The sequence below is a fragment of the Streptomyces sp. NBC_01669 genome, from assembly GCF_026339735.1.
GTDB classification, from domain to species: domain Bacteria; phylum Actinomycetota; class Actinomycetes; order Streptomycetales; family Streptomycetaceae; genus Streptomyces; species Streptomyces yanii.
Genome location: NZ_JAPEQG010000001.1, coordinates 7,216,238 through 7,234,061 on the forward strand (window position 1 = coordinate 7,216,238; position 17,824 = coordinate 7,234,061).

Annotated in this window: 19 protein-coding genes; 9 read left to right on the forward strand and 10 right to left on the reverse strand. The window is 70.3% G+C overall.

The annotated features are described in order from the left end of the window. Window positions 1-6: 6 nt before the first annotated feature. On the reverse strand, window positions 7-1,029 hold the full coding sequence (locus OG972_RS32235) for a phosphotransferase family protein (RefSeq protein ID WP_266987507.1): 1,023 nt from the start codon (window positions 1,027-1,029) through the stop codon (window positions 7-9). Window positions 1,030-1,315: 286 nt separating this feature from the next. On the opposite strand from OG972_RS32235, the gene OG972_RS32240 reads away from it, so the two are divergent. Further along, window positions 1,316-2,251, forward strand: a complete 936-nt coding sequence (locus tag OG972_RS32240; protein ID WP_266990851.1) for an NADP-dependent oxidoreductase — start codon at window positions 1,316-1,318, stop codon at window positions 2,249-2,251. Between the two features lie 15 nt (window positions 2,252-2,266). Here the strand turns inward: OG972_RS32240 and OG972_RS32245 are convergent, their stop codons facing one another. The 6 genes from OG972_RS32245 to OG972_RS32270 form a co-directional block, all read right to left on the reverse strand. Beyond that, a complete protein-coding gene (locus OG972_RS32245; RefSeq protein ID WP_266987509.1) occupies window positions 2,267-2,578 on the reverse strand; it encodes a DUF202 domain-containing protein in 312 nt (103 codons plus the stop codon). Beyond that, the gene (locus OG972_RS32250; protein WP_266987511.1) at window positions 2,575-2,970 is read right to left on the reverse strand and encodes a YidH family protein; all 396 of its coding nucleotides are present in this window, start codon (window positions 2,968-2,970) and stop codon (window positions 2,575-2,577) included. The genes OG972_RS32245 and OG972_RS32250 overlap by 4 nt, the downstream gene beginning before the upstream one ends. Window positions 2,971-2,979: 9 nt before the next feature. Then, window positions 2,980-3,525, reverse strand: a complete 546-nt coding sequence (locus tag OG972_RS32255; protein WP_266987513.1) for an NUDIX domain-containing protein — start codon at window positions 3,523-3,525, stop codon at window positions 2,980-2,982. 250 nt (window positions 3,526-3,775) lie between these two features. Continuing rightward, window positions 3,776-4,549, reverse strand: a complete 774-nt coding sequence (locus OG972_RS32260) for an SDR family oxidoreductase (protein WP_266987515.1) — start codon at window positions 4,547-4,549, stop codon at window positions 3,776-3,778. 11 nt (window positions 4,550-4,560) lie between these two features. Then, window positions 4,561-5,211 carry a TetR/AcrR family transcriptional regulator gene (locus OG972_RS32265; RefSeq protein WP_266987517.1) on the reverse strand — a complete coding sequence of 217 codons (651 nt, stop codon included), beginning with the start codon at window positions 5,209-5,211 and terminating at the stop codon, window positions 4,561-4,563. Window positions 5,212-5,295: 84 nt separating this feature from the next. Next, window positions 5,296-6,189, reverse strand: coding sequence for a DMT family transporter (locus tag OG972_RS32270; RefSeq protein ID WP_266987519.1), 894 nt, complete (start codon window positions 6,187-6,189; stop codon window positions 5,296-5,298). Window positions 6,190-6,360: 171 nt separating this feature from the next. Between OG972_RS32270 and OG972_RS32275 the strand changes: the two genes are divergently transcribed. Then, the gene (locus OG972_RS32275) at window positions 6,361-8,019 is read left to right on the forward strand and encodes an FAD-binding dehydrogenase (protein ID WP_266987521.1); all 1,659 of its coding nucleotides are present in this window, start codon (window positions 6,361-6,363) and stop codon (window positions 8,017-8,019) included. 409 nt (window positions 8,020-8,428) lie between these two features. Here the strand turns inward: OG972_RS32275 and OG972_RS32280 are convergent, their stop codons facing one another. Continuing rightward, window positions 8,429-8,869, reverse strand: a complete 441-nt coding sequence (locus OG972_RS32280; protein WP_266987523.1) for an ASCH domain-containing protein — start codon at window positions 8,867-8,869, stop codon at window positions 8,429-8,431. Between the two features lie 224 nt (window positions 8,870-9,093). On the opposite strand from OG972_RS32280, the gene OG972_RS32285 reads away from it, so the two are divergent. From OG972_RS32285 to OG972_RS32300, 4 genes are all read left to right on the forward strand, one after another. Beyond that, on the forward strand, window positions 9,094-10,053 hold the full coding sequence (locus OG972_RS32285; protein ID WP_266987525.1) for a hypothetical protein: 960 nt from the start codon (window positions 9,094-9,096) through the stop codon (window positions 10,051-10,053). Window positions 10,054-10,128: 75 nt separating this feature from the next. Next, window positions 10,129-11,700 (forward strand): APC family permease, encoded by a 1,572-nt coding sequence (locus OG972_RS32290; RefSeq protein ID WP_266987527.1) that lies wholly within the window; start codon window positions 10,129-10,131, stop codon window positions 11,698-11,700. 137 nt (window positions 11,701-11,837) lie between these two features. Further along, complete coding sequence (locus tag OG972_RS32295; RefSeq protein WP_266990853.1) at window positions 11,838-12,503, forward strand: molybdopterin-dependent oxidoreductase; 666 nt, start codon at window positions 11,838-11,840, stop codon at window positions 12,501-12,503. Next, on the forward strand, window positions 12,487-13,161 hold the full coding sequence (locus OG972_RS32300; protein WP_266987529.1) for a cytochrome b/b6 domain-containing protein: 675 nt from the start codon (window positions 12,487-12,489) through the stop codon (window positions 13,159-13,161). The genes OG972_RS32295 and OG972_RS32300 overlap by 17 nt, the downstream gene beginning before the upstream one ends. Here the strand turns inward: OG972_RS32300 and OG972_RS32305 are convergent. Together OG972_RS32305 and OG972_RS32310 are read right to left on the reverse strand one after the other, a co-directional pair. Further along, the gene (locus OG972_RS32305; protein ID WP_266987531.1) at window positions 13,158-14,555 is read right to left on the reverse strand and encodes a GntP family permease; all 1,398 of its coding nucleotides are present in this window, start codon (window positions 14,553-14,555) and stop codon (window positions 13,158-13,160) included. The two genes, OG972_RS32300 and OG972_RS32305, sit on opposite strands and share 4 nt — an antisense overlap. A gap of 11 nt (window positions 14,556-14,566) precedes the next feature. After that, on the reverse strand, window positions 14,567-15,076 hold the full coding sequence (locus tag OG972_RS32310; protein ID WP_266987533.1) for a gluconokinase: 510 nt from the start codon (window positions 15,074-15,076) through the stop codon (window positions 14,567-14,569). A 144-nt stretch (window positions 15,077-15,220) separates the two neighbouring features. Between OG972_RS32310 and OG972_RS32315 the strand changes: the two genes are divergently transcribed. The 3 genes from OG972_RS32315 (at window position 15,221) to OG972_RS32325 (ending at window position 17,821) form a co-directional block, all read left to right on the forward strand. Beyond that, a complete protein-coding gene (locus tag OG972_RS32315) occupies window positions 15,221-15,922 on the forward strand; it encodes a FadR/GntR family transcriptional regulator (RefSeq protein WP_266987535.1) in 702 nt (233 codons plus the stop codon). A gap of 184 nt (window positions 15,923-16,106) precedes the next feature. Further along, window positions 16,107-17,192: an S-(hydroxymethyl)mycothiol dehydrogenase gene (locus tag OG972_RS32320; protein ID WP_266987537.1), complete on the forward strand. Its 1,086-nt coding sequence runs from the start codon at window positions 16,107-16,109 to the stop codon at window positions 17,190-17,192. Next, window positions 17,192-17,821, forward strand: coding sequence for an MBL fold metallo-hydrolase (locus OG972_RS32325; RefSeq protein WP_266987539.1), 630 nt, complete (start codon window positions 17,192-17,194; stop codon window positions 17,819-17,821). Before OG972_RS32320 ends, OG972_RS32325 begins: the two co-directional genes overlap by 1 nt. Window positions 17,822-17,824 lie beyond the last annotated feature (3 nt).

The window sequence follows — 17,824 nt, forward strand, 5'->3', positions numbered from 1 at the left end:
GGGTGATCAGCCTTCCTGGAGGGTCGTGAGGCCGTGCTTGATGAAGACGGGGACGAGATCGCCGATGCGGTCGAAGCCGGCGCCGACGGTCCGGCCGAGGGTGTAGCGGTAGTGGATGCCCTCCAGGATCACGGCGAGCTTGAACCACGCGAACGCCGTGTACCAGGAGATGGCGGAGGTGTCCCGGCCGGAGCGGGCCGCGTAGCGTTCGATCAGTTCGGCGGGCGTGGGGTGGCCGGCCGCTCCGCTGGTGGTCGAGACCGGGGACTTGGGCAGACCCAGGTCGGAGCTGTACATGACCAGCAGGCCGAGGTCGGTCAGCGGGTCGCCGAGCGTCGACATCTCCCAGTCGAGGACGGCCTTGATCCGGTCGTCGGGGCCGATCAGCACGTTGTCCAGGCGGTAGTCGCCGTGGATGACAGTGGGCGCGGCGGAGACGGGCAGTTCGCGCCCGAGCGCGGCGTGCAGCTCGTCGATACCGGGCAGTTCGCGGTTGCGGGAGGCGTCCAGCTGCTTGCCCCAGCGGCGCAGCTGCCGGTCGAGGAATCCCTCGGGGCGCCCGAAGTCGCCGAGCTCCACCGACTCCGGTTCCACGGCATGCAGTTCCACCAGCGTGTCGACCAGGCCCAGGACGACTTCGCGGGTGCGTTCGGCACCGAGCGGGGCGAGCTGCTCGGCGGTGCGGTACGGGGTCCCCTCGACGTACTCCATGACGTAGAAGGGCGATCCGATGACGGAGTCGTCCTCGCAGAGCAGCAGCGGCTCGGGCACCGGCACGGCCGTCGGGTGCAGCGCGCTGATGACCCGGTGCTCACGCTTCATGTCGTGCGCGGTGGCGAGGACATGGCCGAGCGGAGGCCGGCGGACGACCCAGTGGCCGGTGCCGTCCGTGACGATGTACGTCAGGTTGGAGCGGCCGCCCTCGATGAGCCGGGCTTCGAGCGGTCCGTTCACCAGACCCGGTCGCTCGCGGTCGAGATGTCCGCGGAGCCGGTCCAGGTCGAGACCTGGCGGATGGACTGAGCTCATCGTGCGCACCTCCGGGGTGAAAAGACGTCGGTGCTCATGATGCCGACCAGTCGGTATGTCGTCCAGTGAACTCCCGGAATCCGGTGCGTGGACTCCGTGTCGAGTGAGTCAGGGCCCTGATGTTCAGTCGTATCTCTGAATATGGTTCACGTAGGAATATCTCTGTCACGACCGCGTTCCTGACCGGGCGATGGATGTCCGGCCACGCCCGCGCACGCTCCTGCCACCCCGCGCAGCGGCCACCGTCCGAGTTGCGGGCGGTCTGAGCAGCCCGGATGGTCGGATGATGAAGGCGATCAGCTACGGCAGGTACGGCGGGCCCGATGTCCTGGAATACGGCGAGCGGCCCGACCCCAAGGTCGGCCCGGACAGCGTTCTGGTGAAGGTGCGGGCCGCTGCCGTCAACCCGGTCGACTGGAAGGCGAGGGAGGGCCACCTCCAGTCCGGACTGGAGGCCGTCTTTCCGGTGATCCCCGGCTGGGATGTCTCCGGAGTCGTCGTGCAGCCCGGAATCGCCGTCGACGAGTTCGCCGTCGGCGACGAGGTCATCGGCTATGTGCGGGAGGACTTCCTGTCCCGCGGCACCTTCGCCGAGTACGTCGCCGCCCCCGTGCGCACGCTCGCCCGCAAGCCGCTGAGCCTGAGCTTCGAGGCCGCGGCGGGGCTGCCGCTGGCCGGCCTCACCGCGTACCAGGTGCTGCACCGCACACTGCGGATCCAGGACGGCGACACCGTGCTGGTCCACGCGGCCGCCGGCGGCGTGGGCTCACTGGCCGTCCAGCTCGCCCGGCATGCGGGCGCCCGCGTCATCGGCACCGCCAGCGAACGCAACCACGAGCACATCCGGCAGCTCGGCGGCGAACCGGTGGAGTACGGCGAAGGGCTCGCCGACCGGATCCGGGCCCTGGCCCCCGACGGGGTCGACGCCGCCTTCGACACCGTGGGCGGCGAGGCCCTCCGAGTCTCCGCGGACGTACTGAAACCTGAGGGCAGGCTGGCGTCCATTGCGGACGGCGAGGTCTTCTCGTACGGCGGGCGCTACGCCTTCGTACGGCCCGACGCGGCGGATCTCACCCAGCTCGCGGGACTGGCCGAGCAGGGCATCGTCTCGGTCCATGTCGACCGGGTCTTCCCGCTGACCCAGGCCGCCGACGCCCAGCGGCTCAACGAGGAGGGACGCACCCGCGGAAAGATCGTCGTCACTGTCCCCTGGGACAACTGACCTGCGCGGACCGCCTCAGAAGATCATCGCCGTGGCGAACACCGCGAGCGCGATCGTGCACGCCGCCGCCGTCAGGGCGCTGCGCGGTGCCAGTGGCTGCGGCCGCGCGGTCCCCATCCCGAGCACCCGCCGGTGCGCCACCCGCAAAAACGCAAGCCACGCCAGCACGCTCAGCGACACGGCGACGATCCCGGCCGGGGTCGCACCGCCGTGCAGCGCCGCCTTCCCCGCCAGCAGTGCCACCACCGTGCAGGACAGGGTGGTGCGCCGCCACGCCAGCCGGGTCCGCTCGGGTTGCAGTCCGGGGTCCCGCTCCCCGTCGGTCACCTGCCCTCCCAGCCGAAGAGGACCACCACCACCATCGCGACGGCGACGACGGCGACAGCGACACTGAGCAGCGTCGGGAACCGGGAGACCGGCAGGTCCTCGCCGCGCCGCATCGCCCGCTCGCACCGCACCCAGTGATTGACCGCCCGCAGGGAACAGAGCACACCGGCGGCGAGCAGTGCGAGCGCCAGCCCCGCCCTGATCCCCCAGGCCAGTTCCGGCAGGAACTGGTCGACGGCGAATCCGCCGCCGATGAGCGCAAGAGCCGTCCGGATCCAGGCGAGGAACGTGCGCTCGTTGGCGAGCGAGAAGCGGTAGTCGGGGGTGTCGCCCTCTTCACGGATCCGCTGCGGCGCAAACCACAGCTTCACGCTCTGTACGAACTCGTTCACGCCCGAACCTTATCGATCGTTTGGTCGCCGGCTGCCCGTCGGGGCCCGGCCTGCCCGGTACTCCCGCAACCGGTGGTATGTCTCCAGACCGTCCGGCACCCACTCCCAGTCACCGAGCCGCTCCGCCAGTTCGCCCTCGGTGAGGAACGTGTGCCAGGCGACCTCCTCCACCTGCGGGTTCACCGGAAGCTCGCACCGCACCTGGTAGACGTACGACCACCAGGTGTGCTTTCCACCCGTGTAGAGGAACTTGAAGAGCGGTTCGGGGCGGGGGAGTCCACAGACCCCGAGCTCCTCCTCGGCCTCCCGCAGCGCCGCCTCGTCGTAGGACTCGCCCGCGCCGACCACCCCGCCGACGAACATGTCGTAGTGCGAGGGGAAGACCAGCTTGGTCGCGGTCCTGCGGTGCACGAAGAGACGGCCCTCGGCGTCCCGGGCCTCGATGAAGACGCAGCGATGGCGCAGGCCCCGCGCGGTCGCCTCACCGCGCGGGGCCTGCCCCACGACCTCGTCGTTCTCGTCGACGATGTCCAGGATCTCGTCAGCAGCAGTCATGCCGCCCATCCAACCTCAGAGCCTGTCGGGTGACCTCTGATCGGGCGGCCACGCCCTGGCACGCGCGCTTCCCGCGTTGCCGAAATATCCTAGTAGCTCCTTCCCCAAGCTCTCAGCTTCGTTCGAGCAGGGGAGACCCCATCCGAGGACATCCCGCCGCCTTGGAATCGCACGCACCAGACCGCGTCCGCTATCCGATCGAAGGTCACCCGACAGGCTCTCAGGCCGGAGTCCGGGACCCGGCCGGGGATCACTGACCCATGACGTACTTCACGGTCGGACCGGTGGTCCAGCCGCCGTCCACGGCGAGCTCGGCGCCGGTGATGTAGGAGGCGGCGTCCGAAAGCAGGAAGGTCACGGCCTGGGCGATCTCGGACGGCTCGCCGACCCGGCCCATCGGGGTGTTCGGGTAGTTGCCCTCGCCCTGCTGGATGCCGACCGACGCGGTCATCGGTGTGTGGACCATGCCCGGGTGGACGGAGTTCACCCGCACCTTCGCCGTGCCCAGCTCCACCGCGCCGACCTTCGTGAGGCCGCGGACGCCCCACTTGGACGCGCCGTAACTGGAGGTCAGTGCGAGGCCCATCAGACCGGCGGCCGAGGATATGTTGACGATCGAGCCGCCACCGTTCTCCTTCATCACCGGGATGACGGTCTTCATGCCGATGAAGACGGCGGTCAGATTGATGTCGATGACCTTGCGGAAGTGCTCGACCGTCTCGGTCTCCAGCGGCTGACCGGTCGACACACCGGCGTTGTTGACCAGCCCGTCGATCCGGCCGAACTCGGCGAGGGCGAACTCGGCGACCCGCTGCCAGTCCTTCTCGGACGTCACGTCGTGGTGCAGGAAGCGGGCGTTGGTGCCCAGCTCGGCGGCGGTCGCCGCGCCTTCTTCGTCGAGTACGTCGGTGATCACGACGCGGGCGCCGCCGGCGACGGCCCGCCGGGCGGTCTCGGCGCCGAGGCCGCGGGCGCCGCCGGTGATGATGACGGTCTTGTCGCTGAGCCGGTGGAGGTCGGTCATGGTGATGTCCTTCATGCGGTACGGGGCACGGGTGCGTGCAGAAAAGCGGTCGTCGTCGCGACAAGATCGGCGCGGAACAGCTCCTCGCCGGTCAGCGGTTCGACGCCGTCGAGGTACTGGCGGGCGCGGTCGGCGAACGCCGCACCGATCAGGGTGAGCGCCAGATCGAGCCGCTCCAGCCGCAGGGGCCCGGGCAGCTCGGTCAGGCAGTCCGCCATGCGGCCGATGGCCCGCCCGTAGGCGGTGCCGTCCAGCGCGGGGTGCAGGGTGCCGGTGCGCAGCCCGGTCTCACGACTGAGCTGGGCCGAGATTCGCAGGCAGCGACGGCCGCGGTCGTCGGCCAGCAGGCTCGACTCGGCTGTCACGAGAGCGGCGAGCAGCTCCCGTACGCCTGGTCCTTCCTCGCGTGTTCCGTCCGTGTTGTCGAGCGCGTCGAGGAGGGGTGCGATCACGCGTTCGGTACGGGCCTGCCGTCCGGCCATCACGGCGTCCAGAAGTCCAGCCCGGGAGCCGAAGTGGTACTGCACCGCGGAGGGGTTGCTCTGCCCGGCCAGCCGGACGATGTCCCGCAGCTGGGCGCCGTCGGTGCCCTGGGCGGCGAAGATCTCCTCGGCCGCGCGAATCAGTCGTTCCCGGGTCTCGGGCCCTGATGTTCTCGCCATGCAGAACACTGTAATGCTGGCCATTATTAATAACCAGGCGCACCGCCCCGACTGTGAGGGAACAGACGCGGAGCCGGCCGCCCGTCAGTGCGGCTGGAGGCTGCGCCTGCGGTGATGGTGGCCGCGCCCCTCCGGCATCGCCGGATGCAGCCCCAGCAGCATGATCCCGACGACGATCGCCGTCAGACCCGCCGCCTGCCAGGCCAGCGCGGCCGCGTCGGTGCGCAGCTGGTCGCCGAGGAATCCGACCCCGCAGGCGATCCCGGCCAGCGGCTGGGCGGCGGTCAGCGCGGGCAGCGACGTCCGCAGCGGCCCCGTCTCGAAGGCGCTCTGCACCAGGATCAGGCCCGTCACGCCCAGCACCACCACCGCGTACGGCTGCCAGCCCGTCACCAGAGCCGTCCACCCCCCGTCCGACAGCCGCTGTCCGCTCACTCGGGTCAGCGCGTCCTGGAGGCCGTACAGCAGTCCGGCCGCCACCGCGAGCAGAGCGGGGGCCGCTCCGTGCTGCGAGCGCTTCGCGAACGTGGTCAGCACCAGTGCGATGCCCACGACCACGCCGATCACCAGCCAGTGCCGCAGCTCGTTCGTGACCACCTCGCCCCCCTGCGGCCGGCCTCCCAGCAGGAAAGCGGTGACCCCGCCGGCCAGCAGCCAGAGCCCCGCCCAGCCCTGCCGGCCCAGCCGCTGCCCGGTGCGATGGCGCGACAGAGCCATCGCGAAGAGCAGATTGGTCGCCAGCAGCGGCTCGACGACGGACACCTCGCCCTTGCCCAGGGCCAGAGCCCCCAGCGCCATGCCACAGACCATCAGCCCGATCCCGGCCAGCCAGCTCGGCACCCGCATCAGGTCGAGCAGCAGCCGGGGGGAGAGGAAGTCGCTCCTCGGGGCGTGCTCGGCAGCGGCCTGCTGCAGGACAAAGCCGAATCCCAGACAGCAGGCGGCGCTCACGGCGAGTACGAGGACCAGCACCGACACGCTTCTCTTCCTCAAGTCCGGCCAGGGGAGGGTGATTTGTTTCGACGATAGCGCCTCGGCGGCAGGGGTGCGGCCGGAGCGCCGCCGACCGGGCGGTTGACGCCGCACCGGACGGTGCCCAAGATCTGACGCACGAGTAACTTCCGGCTCGCCCCGACAAGGATGGAACCCATGGCGTACGACGCTGATGTGATCGTGATCGGGGCAGGGCTCGCGGGTCTCGTGGCCACTGCCGAGCTCGTCGACGCGGGCCGCACGGTGATCCTGCTCGACCAGGAGCCCGAGCAGTCGATCGGCGGTCAGGCGCACTGGTCCTTCGGCGGTCTCTTCCTCGTCGACTCGCCCGAGCAGCGCCGCATGCGGATCAAGGACAGTCAGGAGCTGGCCCTTCAGGACTGGCTCGGCACGGCGGGGTTCGACCGCAAGGAGGACCACTGGCCACGGAAGTGGGCCGAGGCGTACGTCGATTTCGCCGCCGGGGAGAAGCGGTCATGGCTGCATGCCCAGGGGCTGCGGATCTTCCCCGTCGTCGGCTGGGCCGAACGCGGCGGTTACGACGCGGCCGGCCACGGCAACTCCGTACCCCGGTTCCACATCACGTGGGGCACCGGCCCCGGCGTCGTCGCTCCGTTCGAACGCCGGGTCCGCGAGGGCGTCGCCAAGGGGCTCGTCCGGTTGAGGTTCCGCCACCGGGTCACCGGTCTCGGCCGCACCGCGGGCGCCGTCGACACCGTGACCGGCGAAGTCCTCGAATCGAGCGGCGCCGAGCGCGGCACCGCGAGCAGCCGCGTGGCGACCGGCACCTTCGAGCTGAAGGCGCAGGCGGTGATCGTCACCTCCGGTGGCATCGGCGGCAACCATGACCTCGTCCGCGCCCAGTGGCCCGAGCGGCTCGGCACCCCGCCCGCGAAGATGCTCTCCGGGGTACCCGCCCATGTCGACGGGCTGATGCTCGGGATCACCGAGGAGGCGGGTGCCCACCACATCAACCGTGACCGGATGTGGCACTACACGGAGGGCATCGAGAACTGGAACCCGATCTGGGCCAAGCACGGCATCCGGATCCTGCCGGGCCCCTCCTCGCTCTGGCTGGACGCCCGCGGCAAGCGGCTGCCGGTCCCGCTCTTCCCGGGCTTCGACACGCTCGGCACCCTCGAACACATCATGAAGTCCGGCCACGACTACACCTGGTTCGTTCTCGACCAGAAGATCATCGGGAAGGAGTTCGCGCTCTCCGGCTCCGAGCAGAACCCCGACCTGACCGGGAAGTCGGTCCGTGACGTGATCGGCCGGGCGCGCGCCGACGTGCCGGGCCCGGTCAAGGCGTTCATGGACAACGGCGTGGACTTCGTCGTCGAGAAGGACCTCGACGCGCTGGTCCGCGGCATGAACGCCCTCACCGGCGAGCAGTTGATCGACGCGGACGCGCTGCGCCGCGAGATCACCGCCCGGGACCGCGAGATCGCCAACCCGTTCACCAAGGATCTCCAGATCACGGCGGTCCGCGGGGCGCGCGCCTATCTGGGCGACAGACTGATCCGTACGGCGGCGCCGCACCGCATCCTCGACCCGAAGGCCGGCCCGCTGATCGCCGTGCGGCTGAACATCCTCACCCGCAAGTCGCTCGGCGGACTGGAGACGGATCTCTCGTCGCGGGTGCTGACCGAGGACGGCACGCCGCTCGCCGGTGTGTACGCGGCGGGGGAGGCGGCCGGATTCGGCGGCGGAGGGGTGCACGGCTACCGCTCGCTCGAAGGGACGTTCCTCGGCGGCTGCATCTTCTCCGGGCGGGTGGCGGGCCGCGCGGCGGCCGAGGCGGTCGGCGGCTGAGAGCCTGTCGGGTGACCTTCGGTCGGATGGCGGACGCGGTCTGGTGCGTGCGATTCCAAGGCGGCGGGATGTCCTCGGATGGGGTCTCCCCTGCTCGAACGAAGCTGAGAGCTTGGGGAAGGAGCTACGAGGACATTTCGGCAACGCGGGAAGCGTGCGTGCCAGGGCGTGGCCGCCCGGTCAGAGGTCACCCGACAGGCTCTGAGGGCTGTCCCGTCATCCCTGGTGGTTCGGCGCACGGCGTCGGATGCGGTGCATCGCAAGGCGGCGGAAGGGGCCCACGCGAAGGGGGTTTCCCATGTCTTGAGGGCGGTAGGGGAGTCGGTGACCGACGACAACGCCGCAGATGGGCGTGCCCGACCCCGCGAGCCCGGCACGATCCGAACGAGAGGCCCCGGCCGCAGTCGCGTCACCCCCCGACGACGGGGTCGAGCAGCTCGACGACCCGGAACCGTTCGGCGACGATCACCGTGTCGTCGTCGACCGTGAACTCCGGATCGCCGAGCGCCTCCCGCATCTCCTCCCCGTGCCAGAACCGCTCATGGCCCGCGCGCCACTGCGCCACCGATGTGTCGCCCTCGCCCTCGTCGAGCACATGCTGGAGACCGACGTCACCGAGCCGCAGGACCCGTACCTCCGTCACCTCGACGACCGCGATCTCCCGGCCGTCCGAATCGATCAGCGCCGACCGTTCGCCCACCGCGGGCAGCTCCTCCTGCTCCGCCGCGTACTCCGCGAGCAGTCCCGTCGTCGACACCTTCACGCCGGCGAGCACCGCCCCCACCAGCTGATCGCGCAGCGGCCCGGGGAAGGCGAGAAGGAACGGTTTGAGAGCTTCACGGTTCGACATGGCGCAAGTCTCACATGTCCCGGCACCTCCCGAAGGAGAGGAGGCGAAGGTCTGAGTTCCGGCCAACCCAGCTGGAAATGAGCGCAGTTGATCGATTCAGGTCTTGACGTGGAGCCCCGCCTACCGCTTTGCTGTGGCGCGTTCGAAATGTCTGTACCTGCCTCGTACGTGTTTGCGCCAGGGCCCGTACTGTGCTCGTACCCGTGTCGTAAAGGAAGCCAGCGGTGTCGCCGCCCCCGCCGCCCCCGGGCCGCTCCCGAAGACGGGGCGGGCGCTCCGGCCACCCTTTCGACACCGCACTCGACGACACCGAACTCATCGACGCACGAGGACAGTTCGTCCAGGGGCGGTGGGCCAGGGCCCGCTCCCTGCTGGTCGCCACCGGCCATGACTGGGACCGCCGCGGCCACCGCGTCGTCTCTCTCGCCGAGACCCCGTCCGCCGCCGGATGGGCCCAGGACTGGCTGCTCGCCGAACCCGAGAGCGCCGATGCCGCGACCCTGCTGGCCTGCGCCACCGTCGTCCGCGCCCTGCACGGCAAGGACGCCCCCGAAGCGGCCCGCGACGCCTGTCTGCGCGCCGCCGGGCTGGCCCCCGACGACCCCACGCCCTGGCTGGGGCAGCTGATGCTGGCCCGTGGCCACGGCACCGAGGAGGAGGCGGGAAAGTACTTCGACGAAGTGCGCCTCCGCCACCCCGACCACCATCACGCGCACCATCTGATGACGGCTCTGCTCGCCGAGAACCATCCCGACAGCGGCCAGGACCCGCTGCACGAGGTCTACGACTTCGCCGCCTGGGCCGCCGAACAGGCCCCCGCCGACTCGCCGCTCGCCGTCCTCCCGGTCGTTGCGCACGCCGAGCGTTACCGCGTCCTGGTCGCCGCCGGCAGCGAGTCCGACGACCCGGTGGGCTCCGGGCACTGGTCGGGGCGGCGGGCCCGGCAGGTGATGAAGGCGGCCTTCGACTGGTGGCTGGAGTGGGAGCGCGAGGACCATCCGCGCAACCGTGCCGACCTCAACTTCCTGGCCCACGCGAAGGTGTGCGAGGGCCGGTCCGCGGAGGCCGCCGCCCTCTTCCAGCGCATCGGCCACCATGCCACGCCCGCGCCCTGGTCGTACTCCGGCCGGGATCCCTACCGGACCTTCCTCACGGCACGCGGCGCCGCACTCGGAACCCCGTGACCACCCACCGCCGCCGAGCCACCCCCCGTTGTGCACCTCCCCGCATTTCTCCTCAACGAAGGGACCACCCCCGCCATGTCGACGGGCAGTTCAAGAACGAGCGAGACCGGCACCACCGGCGTGACGAGCGATACGGGCGGAATCAGCACCTACAAGGGTGAGGAACGGGCCCTGCGCGCGGACCGGCTCGGCACCCCGGGACTGCTTCTCTCGGTCCTCGCCGCCAGCGCACCCCTGATGGTCGTCGCCGGGGTGATGCCCACCGTCTTCGGCGTGATGGGCATCGTCGGCCAGCCGCTGCTGTATGTCATCCTCGGCATCGTCCTGATGCTGTTCAGCGTCGGTTACGCGGAGATGAGCCGGCACGTCCACAACGCCGGTGCCTTCTACGCGTACATCGCCCGAGGACTCGGCCCGACCGCGGGCGCCGGTGCGTCACTCGTCGCGCTGGTCGCGTACAGCGCCATGCAGGTCGGCATCTACGGCATCCTCGGCTTCGAGGTCTCCGGCCTGTTCTCCACCTACCTGGAGATCGACCTCGCCTGGTGGATCCCGGCAGTCGTCGCCGTCGTGATCGTCGGTGTGCTCGGCTGGCTGAAGATCGACCTCAACGCCAAGGTGCTCGGCGTGCTGCTGGTCGTCGAGTGTGCCCTCGTCGTGATCTTCGACATCGCCGCCGTCTCCAAGCCGGGACCGGAGGGCCTGTCGCTGCACGCCTTCAACCCCGACACCCTCACCGGTGCCGGACTCGGCACCGCGCTCTGCTTCTGCATCGCCGCGTTCGTCGGGTTCGAGCAGGCGCCGGTGTACGCGGAGGAGACCAGCCGCCCGCAGGTCGTCGTCTCCCGGGTGATGTTCCTCGCCGTCGGCTACGCCGCCCTGTTCCTCGCGATCAGCTCCTGGGCGCTGACCGTCGCCGCGGGCCCCGGCTTCATCGCCGACACCTCGCTGAAGGAGGGTCCCGGGATGCTGTTCGGTCTCACCGAGGACCGGCTCGGCACCACCTTCACCGACGTGCTGCACGTCCTCTTCGTCACCGGCATGTTCGCGGCGCTGCTCAGCTTCCACAACGTCGTCGCCCGGTATGCGTTCGCGATGGGCCGTGAGAACCTGCTGCCCGCCGCGTTCGGCCGGACCAACAAGTCCAGCGGCGCCCCGGCCACCGGCTCGCTGCTTCAGTCCGTCGTCTCCCTGGTCATCGTGCTGGCCTTCGCGTTCACGGACGACAAGCCGGCCGGCGACCCGACCGCCCCGGTGCTGCACCTGTTCACCTGGATGGGCAACGTCGGCGCGCTCGGTGTCATCGTGCTGATGGCCGCCGCCTCCTTCGCCGTGATCGCCTTCTTCGTCAAGCGCGGCGCGGGCCAGGCGCAGCTGTGGCGGCTGATCGCCTCCGGTCTGGCCGGTGTGGCGCTGGTGGCCATCGCCGTCTTCACGGTCCGGGACTTCGACGTTCTCGTCGGATCCGGTCCCGGCTCGGTGCTCAACTGGCTGCTGCCCGGAGTCGTCGTCGCCTCGCTCGTCATCGGCCTGGTGTACGGGGCGGTGCTGCGCTCGACGAAGCCGGCGGTGCACGCCAGGATCGGCCTGGGCAACGAGGCGTTCCAGTTGGAGAAGGCGGCGGAGAGCGGTGCGGCCCACCGCTGAGGCCCGTCGCCTTACCGAAGTGTGACGGACACCCGCGGCCCCTGGTGACATGCGGCCGCGGGTGCTCGAATGGGCTGGTGAACAGTCGCCCTCCCGATGCCGCAGGCACACCCGTGGGCCGTCGCCTGGTCCTGACCATGCTGGGGCTCGGCGCCGCCGGAGTCGTGGCGGGGCCCGCCCTGCAGCGCGTCCTGGAGTCCGGGCTCGGCGCGGTCGCCGACAAGGACCCCACCGGCCTGAGCGGACTGCTGCCCAACGGCGGCGGATTCCGCTACTACTCCGTCGCCTCCTCGGTACCGAGGAAGAGCGCCACGGACTACCGGCTGACGATCGACGGCCTGGTCGACCGGCCCGCCACGTACACCCTCGACCGGCTCCGTGCCCTGCCGCAGACGCGGCTGGTCCGCGACGTCCAGTGCGTCACCGGCTGGCGCGTCCCCGAGACCCCGTTCGAGGGCGTACGGCTCTCCACGCTGCTGGACGCGGCCGGGGTCCGGCCCGGGGCGAAGGCGGTCCGCTTCACCTGCTTCGATGGCACGTACAGCGAGAGCCTCACCCTCGACCAGGCCCGGCGCCCCGACGTGCTGGTCGCCCTGCGCATGCAGGACAAACCGGTGGCCCACTCCCACGGCGGCCCGGTCCGCCTCTACGTGGCCCCGATGTACTTCTACAAGTCGGCGAAATGGCTCTCCGGGATCACCGTCACCGACTCCGTGAAACCCGGTTACTGGGAGGAGCTCGGCTATGACGTCGACGCCTGGGTCGGGCGGTCCAACGGCCGCGACGATGCCCCCACCGGCTGACCCCACCGGGCGGGTGCACCGCTTCAGCAGGGCGGAGCGGTGGGTGCACCGCACCACGGCCTGGCTGATGCTGCTGTGCGTGGCTACCGCCGCCTGCCTGTACCTGCCCCAGCTCGCCGAACTCGTCGGCCGCCGTCATCTCGTGGTCACCGTGCACCAGTGGTCCGGGCTGCTGATCCCCGTACCGCTGCTGGCCGGTCTCGTCTCCCGGGCGCTGCGCGCCGACCTGTCCCGGCTCAACCGGTTCGGGCCGCACGACCGCCAATGGCTGCGGGCGGTGCGCCGCCGTGACCGGAGGCCCGGGTCCCGGCCCGCCGGTAAGTTCAACGCGGGGCAGAAACTGTACGCCGCCTGGATCGCGGGCGCCGTCCTCGTCATGACCGGCACCGGACTGCTGATGTGGTTCACCGGCCTGGCCCCGCTGGTGTGGCGGACCGGCGCCACGTTCGTCCACGACTGGCTCGCGCTGGCCATCGGGATCGTGCTGGCCGGGCACATGGCAATGGCGCTCGCCGACCCGGAGGCACGCCGAGGCATGCGCACCGGGTCGGTCGAGCGCCATTGGGCGCGGGCCGAACACCCGCTGTGGGGAGAATTCGCCGAGAGGCCGGACGGACGGTCCGGCGAGTCGCGGGACGACTCGCCGGACCTGCGTTAGAGGACCAGCGACAGCAGCAGGATGAAGGCGAGCGAGACCACGGAGATGATGGTCTCCATCACCGACCAGGTCTTCACCGTCTGGCCGACGCTCATCCCGAAGTACTCCTTCACCAGCCAGAAACCGGCGTCGTTGACGTGGCTGAAGAAGAGCGAGCCCGCACCGACGGCGAGGACCAGCAGCGCCGCGTGCGACGTCGACATGTCGGCGGCGAGCGGGGCGACCAGACCGGCCGCCGAGATCGTGGCCACGGTCGCCGAGCCGGTCGCGAGCCGGATCGCGACGGCGATCAGCCAGCCCAGCAGCAGCGCCGGGATCGACCAGTCCTTGGAGAAGTCCAGGATCATCTGGCCCACACCGGCATCGATGAGGGTCTGCTTGAAGCCACCGCCCGCACCGACGATCAGCAGCACGCCCGCGATCGGGGCGAGGGACTTCTCGACGGTGGTGGAGAGCCGGCCCTTGCTGAAACCGGCTGCCCGGCCCAGCGTGAACATCGCGACTATGACGGCCGCGAGGAGCGCGATCAGCGGCGAGCCGATCACATCGGTGACCCGCTGGACGTGATTCTCCGGGTTGTCCACGACGATGTCGACGAGGGCCTTGGCCAGCATCAGCACGACGGGCAGCAGGATGGTCGCCAGCGTGGCGCCGAAGCTGGGGCGACGCTCCAGGTCCTCCGACGGACGCTGCGGGATCATCTTCTCGGGCGCCTTGATGTCCACCCAGCGGGCGGCGTAACGGGAGAAGACGGGGCCCGCGATGATCACGGTCGGTATGGCGACCAGGACACCGAGCGCCAGCGTGACACCGAGGTTGGCGCCGAGGGCGTCGATCGCCACCAGCGGGCCGGGGTGCGGCGGGATCAGCCCGTGCATCACGGAGAGACCGGCCAGCGCCGGGATACCGATCCGCATCAGGGAGTAGTTGCCGCGCTTGGCGACGAGCAGCACGACCGGGATCAGCAGCACGATGCCGACTTCGAAGAACAGCGGCAGACCGATGATCGAGGCGATGAGGACCATCGCCCACGGCATGGCGCGCCCGCTCGCCTTCGCGAGAATCGTGTCGACGATCTGGTCCGCGCCGCCGGAGTCGGCGAGCAACTTGCCCAGGATGGCGCCGAGCGCGATCAGGACGCCGACGCCCGCGACGGTCGAGCCGAGACCAGTGGTGAAGCTGGCGATCGTCTTGGCGGGCGCGGCACCGGCGAAGGAGCCGAGGGCCAGCGAGCCGATGGTCAGCGCGAGGAACGCGTGCAACTTGAACTTGGTGATCAGCAGAACGATGACGGCGATGCCGGCCAGGACGGCAATGCCCAACTGCGCGTTGCCTGCCGAAGTGATCGGTTCGACGGCGTCCGCTGCCAACATCTCGACGTTGAGACTGGTCACGGTGGGGATCCTTAGTCTTCGAGCCGGCGCAGCGCGGCGACGGCTCGCTGGGTGATTTCTTCGGGGGTGCCGGACACATCGACGGAGACGCCGGCCTCGTCCTCCTGCAGCGGCTGCAGGGTGGCGAACTGCGAGTCGAGCAGCGCGGTCGGCATGAAGTGGCCCTTGCGGTCCGCCATGCGCTCCTCGATGAGGGCCCGGTCGCCGGTCAGGTGGAGGAAGACGGCACCGGGGGCCTCGGCGCGCAGCCGGTCGCGGTAGACCCGCTTGAGCGCCGAGCTGCTGACGACTCCGCCGAGTCCGTTCCGGCTGTGCGCCCACTGCCCGATCGCATCGAGCCAGGGCCACCGGTCGGAGTCGTCCAGCGGGGTGCCGGCCGACATCTTGGCGATGTTCGCCGCGGGATGGAAGTCGTCGCCCTCGGCGTACGGAACGCCGAGTTCGGCGGCGAGCAGGGGACCGATCGTGGTCTTGCCGGTCCCTGCTACGCCCATCACCACGACTACGTGGGGGGTGCTCATTGGTGGTGCCTCGCTGTCTCCGTCGATGTCGTCCTCGACACCGGTCCGTCGCGCTACTGAAACCCATACGTAGGACTTATTCAAGATGTTGTGATCTAAAAGTCATACTTTTTGTTCGCCGGGTGCGCCCCGTAGGCTTTGCCCATGACCACACAGGGCCCCGGGCTGCATACACACGTGCTGGACACCCTGGGTCTGGAGATCGCCGCGGGGGACTGCCCGCCGGGCCGGGTGCTGCGCACCGACGAGCTGGCCCAGCGCTTCGACGTCTCGCGCACGGTCGTCCGCGAAGTGGTCCGTGTCCTCGAATCCATGCACCTGGTCGAGTCCCGGCGCCGGGTCGGCGTGACCGTACAGCCGACCGAGGCATGGAACGTCTACGATCCGCAGGTCATCCGGTGGCGACTGGCCGGCGCCGACCGGCCGCGCCAGCTGCGCTCCCTGACCGTCCTGCGCTCGGCGATCGAACCGGTCGCGGCCGGACTCGCCGCCCGGCACGCCACGCCGGAACAGTGCGCCGCCCTCACCGAATGCGCCCTCGGCATGGTCGCGACCTCACGCGGCCAGCAGCTGGAGGGATACCTGGAGCACGACATCGCGTTCCACCGGATCGTGCTCAACGCCTCCGGCAACGAGATGTTCGCGCGGCTCGGGGACGTCGTCGCCGAGGTACTGGCGGGACGCACTCATCACCAGGTGATGTTCGAGGACCCGGACCCGGCGGCGGTCACGCTCCACGTACGTCTCGCGGAAGCGGTGCGGGAGGGCGACGTGGCGGATGCGGAGCGGCTGACGAAGGAGATCGCGGTGGGCGCCCTGCACGAACTGGACGTGCTCGCCCCCTGAGACCGCGGGGCACGCGCCGCACGGGGACCCCCGCGGAACCTTTGGTGCGGGCCGCCCTCCCGAGCGCCACCGTGCCGCCGCTGCCGGGACACCCACGCACCGCGTACGGTTGTTCGTGTTCGATCTTCGGATGTCGGTCGAACGTCAGAGAAGCCGGGACCGTCACGAAAAGGGAGACCACGGTATGGCGCAGCAGGTGCAAGGGGTCATCGCACCGGGAAAGAACGAGCCGGTACGGGTCGAGACGATCGTGATCCCGGACCCCGGTCCCGGTGAGGCCGTGGTGAAGATCCAGACGTGCGGCGTCTGCCACACCGACCTGCATTACAAGCAGGGCGGCATCAACGACGACTTCCCGTTCCTGCTCGGCCACGAGGCCGCGGGAATCGTGGAGTCCGTCGGCGAGGGGGTCACGGACGTCGAGCCCGGCGACTTCGTCGTCCTCAACTGGCGTGCGGTCTGCGGGCAGTGCCGGGCGTGTCGGCGCGGCCGCCCCTGGTACTGCTTCAACACGCACAACGCCAAGCAGAAGATGACGCTGCTGGACGGCACCGAGCTGTCGCCCGCACTCGGTATCGGAGCGTTCGCGGAGAAGACCCTGGTCGCCGCGGGCCAGTGCACCAAGGTCGACCCCGAGGTCTCCCCGGCCGCCGCCGGGCTGCTCGGCTGCGGCGTCATGGCGGGCATCGGGGCCGCGATCAACACCGGCGAGGTCGGCCGTGGCGACTCGGTCGCCGTCATCGGCTGCGGCGGTGTCGGCGACGCGGCCGTCATGGGCGCCCGGCTGGCCGGCGCCGCGAGGATCATCGCGGTGGACATCGACGACCGCAAGCTGGAGACGGCGAAGAAGATGGGTGCCACGCACACCGTCAACTCCCGCACCACCGACCCGGTCGAGGCGATCCGCGCGCTGACCGGCGGCAACGGCGCCGATGTCGTCATCGAGGCGGTCGGCCGCCCGGAGACGTACAAGCAGGCGTTCTACGCCCGCGACCTCGCCGGCACGGTCGTCCTGGTCGGCGTCCCCACCCCGGAGATGCAGCTCGAACTGCCGCTGATCGACGTGTTCGGCCGCGGCGGCTCGCTCAAGTCGTCCTGGTACGGCGACTGCCTGCCCTCGCGCGACTTCCCGATGCTCATCGACCTTCACCAGCAGGGCCGGATCGACCTCGGTGCGTTCGTCACGGAGACCATCGGGCTCGGCGACGTCGAGCAGGCGTTCACCCGGATGCACGAAGGCGACGTGCTGCGCTCGGTGGTGGTGTTCTGATGACGGCCCGCATCGACCACCTCGTCACCTCCGGCACCTTCGCCCTCGACGGCGGCGAGTGGGACGTCGACAACAACGTCTGGATCATCGGCGACGACACCGAGGCGATCGTCATCGACGCCGCCCATGATCCGGTCGCCATCGAGGACGCGCTCGGCGGCCGCACGTTGCGCGCCATCGTCTGCACGCACGCCCACAACGACCACATCGACGCGGCTCCGGCCCTCGCCGACGCCACGGGTGCGCCGATCCTGCTGCACCCCGACGACCTGCCGCTGTGGAAGCAGACCCACCCGGACCGCACGCCCGACGCCGAACTGGCGGAGGGCCAGGAGCTGCAGATCGCCGGGACCACGCTCCAGGTCCTGCACACACCCGGTCATGCCCCGGGAGCGGTGTGCCTGTACGCCCCCGAGCTGTCCACCGTCTTCACCGGGGACACGCTCTTCCAGGGCGGGCCCGGCGCCACCGGACGGTCGTTCTCGCACTTCCCGACGATCGTCGCGTCGATCAGGGACCGGCTGCTCGCACTGCCGGCGGACACCACCGTCCGTACCGGACACGGCGACTCCACCACGATCGGCGCCGAGGCGCCGCACCTCGACGAGTGGATCGCCCGCGGGCACTGACGT

Bases quoted from the DNA above. Each gene is read 5' to 3' on its own strand.
- OG972_RS32310 (WP_266987533.1), bottom strand. From the start codon at position 15,076: ATGAGCACCCCCCACGTAGTCGTGGTGATGGGCGTAGCAGGGACCGGC.
- OG972_RS32325 (WP_266987539.1), top strand. From the start codon at position 17,192: ATGACGGCCCGCATCGACCACCTCGTCACCTCCGGCACCTTCGCCCTC.
- OG972_RS32320 (WP_266987537.1), top strand. From the start codon at position 16,107: ATGGCGCAGCAGGTGCAAGGGGTCATCGCACCGGGAAAGAACGAGCCG.
- OG972_RS32255 (WP_266987513.1), bottom strand. From the start codon at position 3,525: ATGACTGCTGCTGACGAGATCCTGGACATCGTCGACGAGAACGACGAG.
- OG972_RS32235 (WP_266987507.1), bottom strand. From the start codon at position 1,029: ATGAGCTCAGTCCATCCGCCAGGTCTCGACCTGGACCGGCTCCGCGGA.
- OG972_RS32240 (WP_266990851.1), top strand. From the start codon at position 1,316: ATGAAGGCGATCAGCTACGGCAGGTACGGCGGGCCCGATGTCCTGGAA.
- OG972_RS32295 (WP_266990853.1), top strand. From the start codon at position 11,838: ATGCTGGGGCTCGGCGCCGCCGGAGTCGTGGCGGGGCCCGCCCTGCAG.
- OG972_RS32290 (WP_266987527.1), top strand. From the start codon at position 10,129: ATGTCGACGGGCAGTTCAAGAACGAGCGAGACCGGCACCACCGGCGTG.
- OG972_RS32300 (WP_266987529.1), top strand. From the start codon at position 12,487: ATGCCCCCACCGGCTGACCCCACCGGGCGGGTGCACCGCTTCAGCAGG.
- OG972_RS32280 (WP_266987523.1), bottom strand. From the start codon at position 8,869: ATGTCGAACCGTGAAGCTCTCAAACCGTTCCTTCTCGCCTTCCCCGGG.
- OG972_RS32275 (WP_266987521.1), top strand. From the start codon at position 6,361: ATGGCGTACGACGCTGATGTGATCGTGATCGGGGCAGGGCTCGCGGGT.
- OG972_RS32315 (WP_266987535.1), top strand. From the start codon at position 15,221: ATGACCACACAGGGCCCCGGGCTGCATACACACGTGCTGGACACCCTG.
- OG972_RS32260 (WP_266987515.1), bottom strand. From the start codon at position 4,549: ATGACCGACCTCCACCGGCTCAGCGACAAGACCGTCATCATCACCGGC.
- OG972_RS32265 (WP_266987517.1), bottom strand. From the start codon at position 5,211: ATGGCGAGAACATCAGGGCCCGAGACCCGGGAACGACTGATTCGCGCG.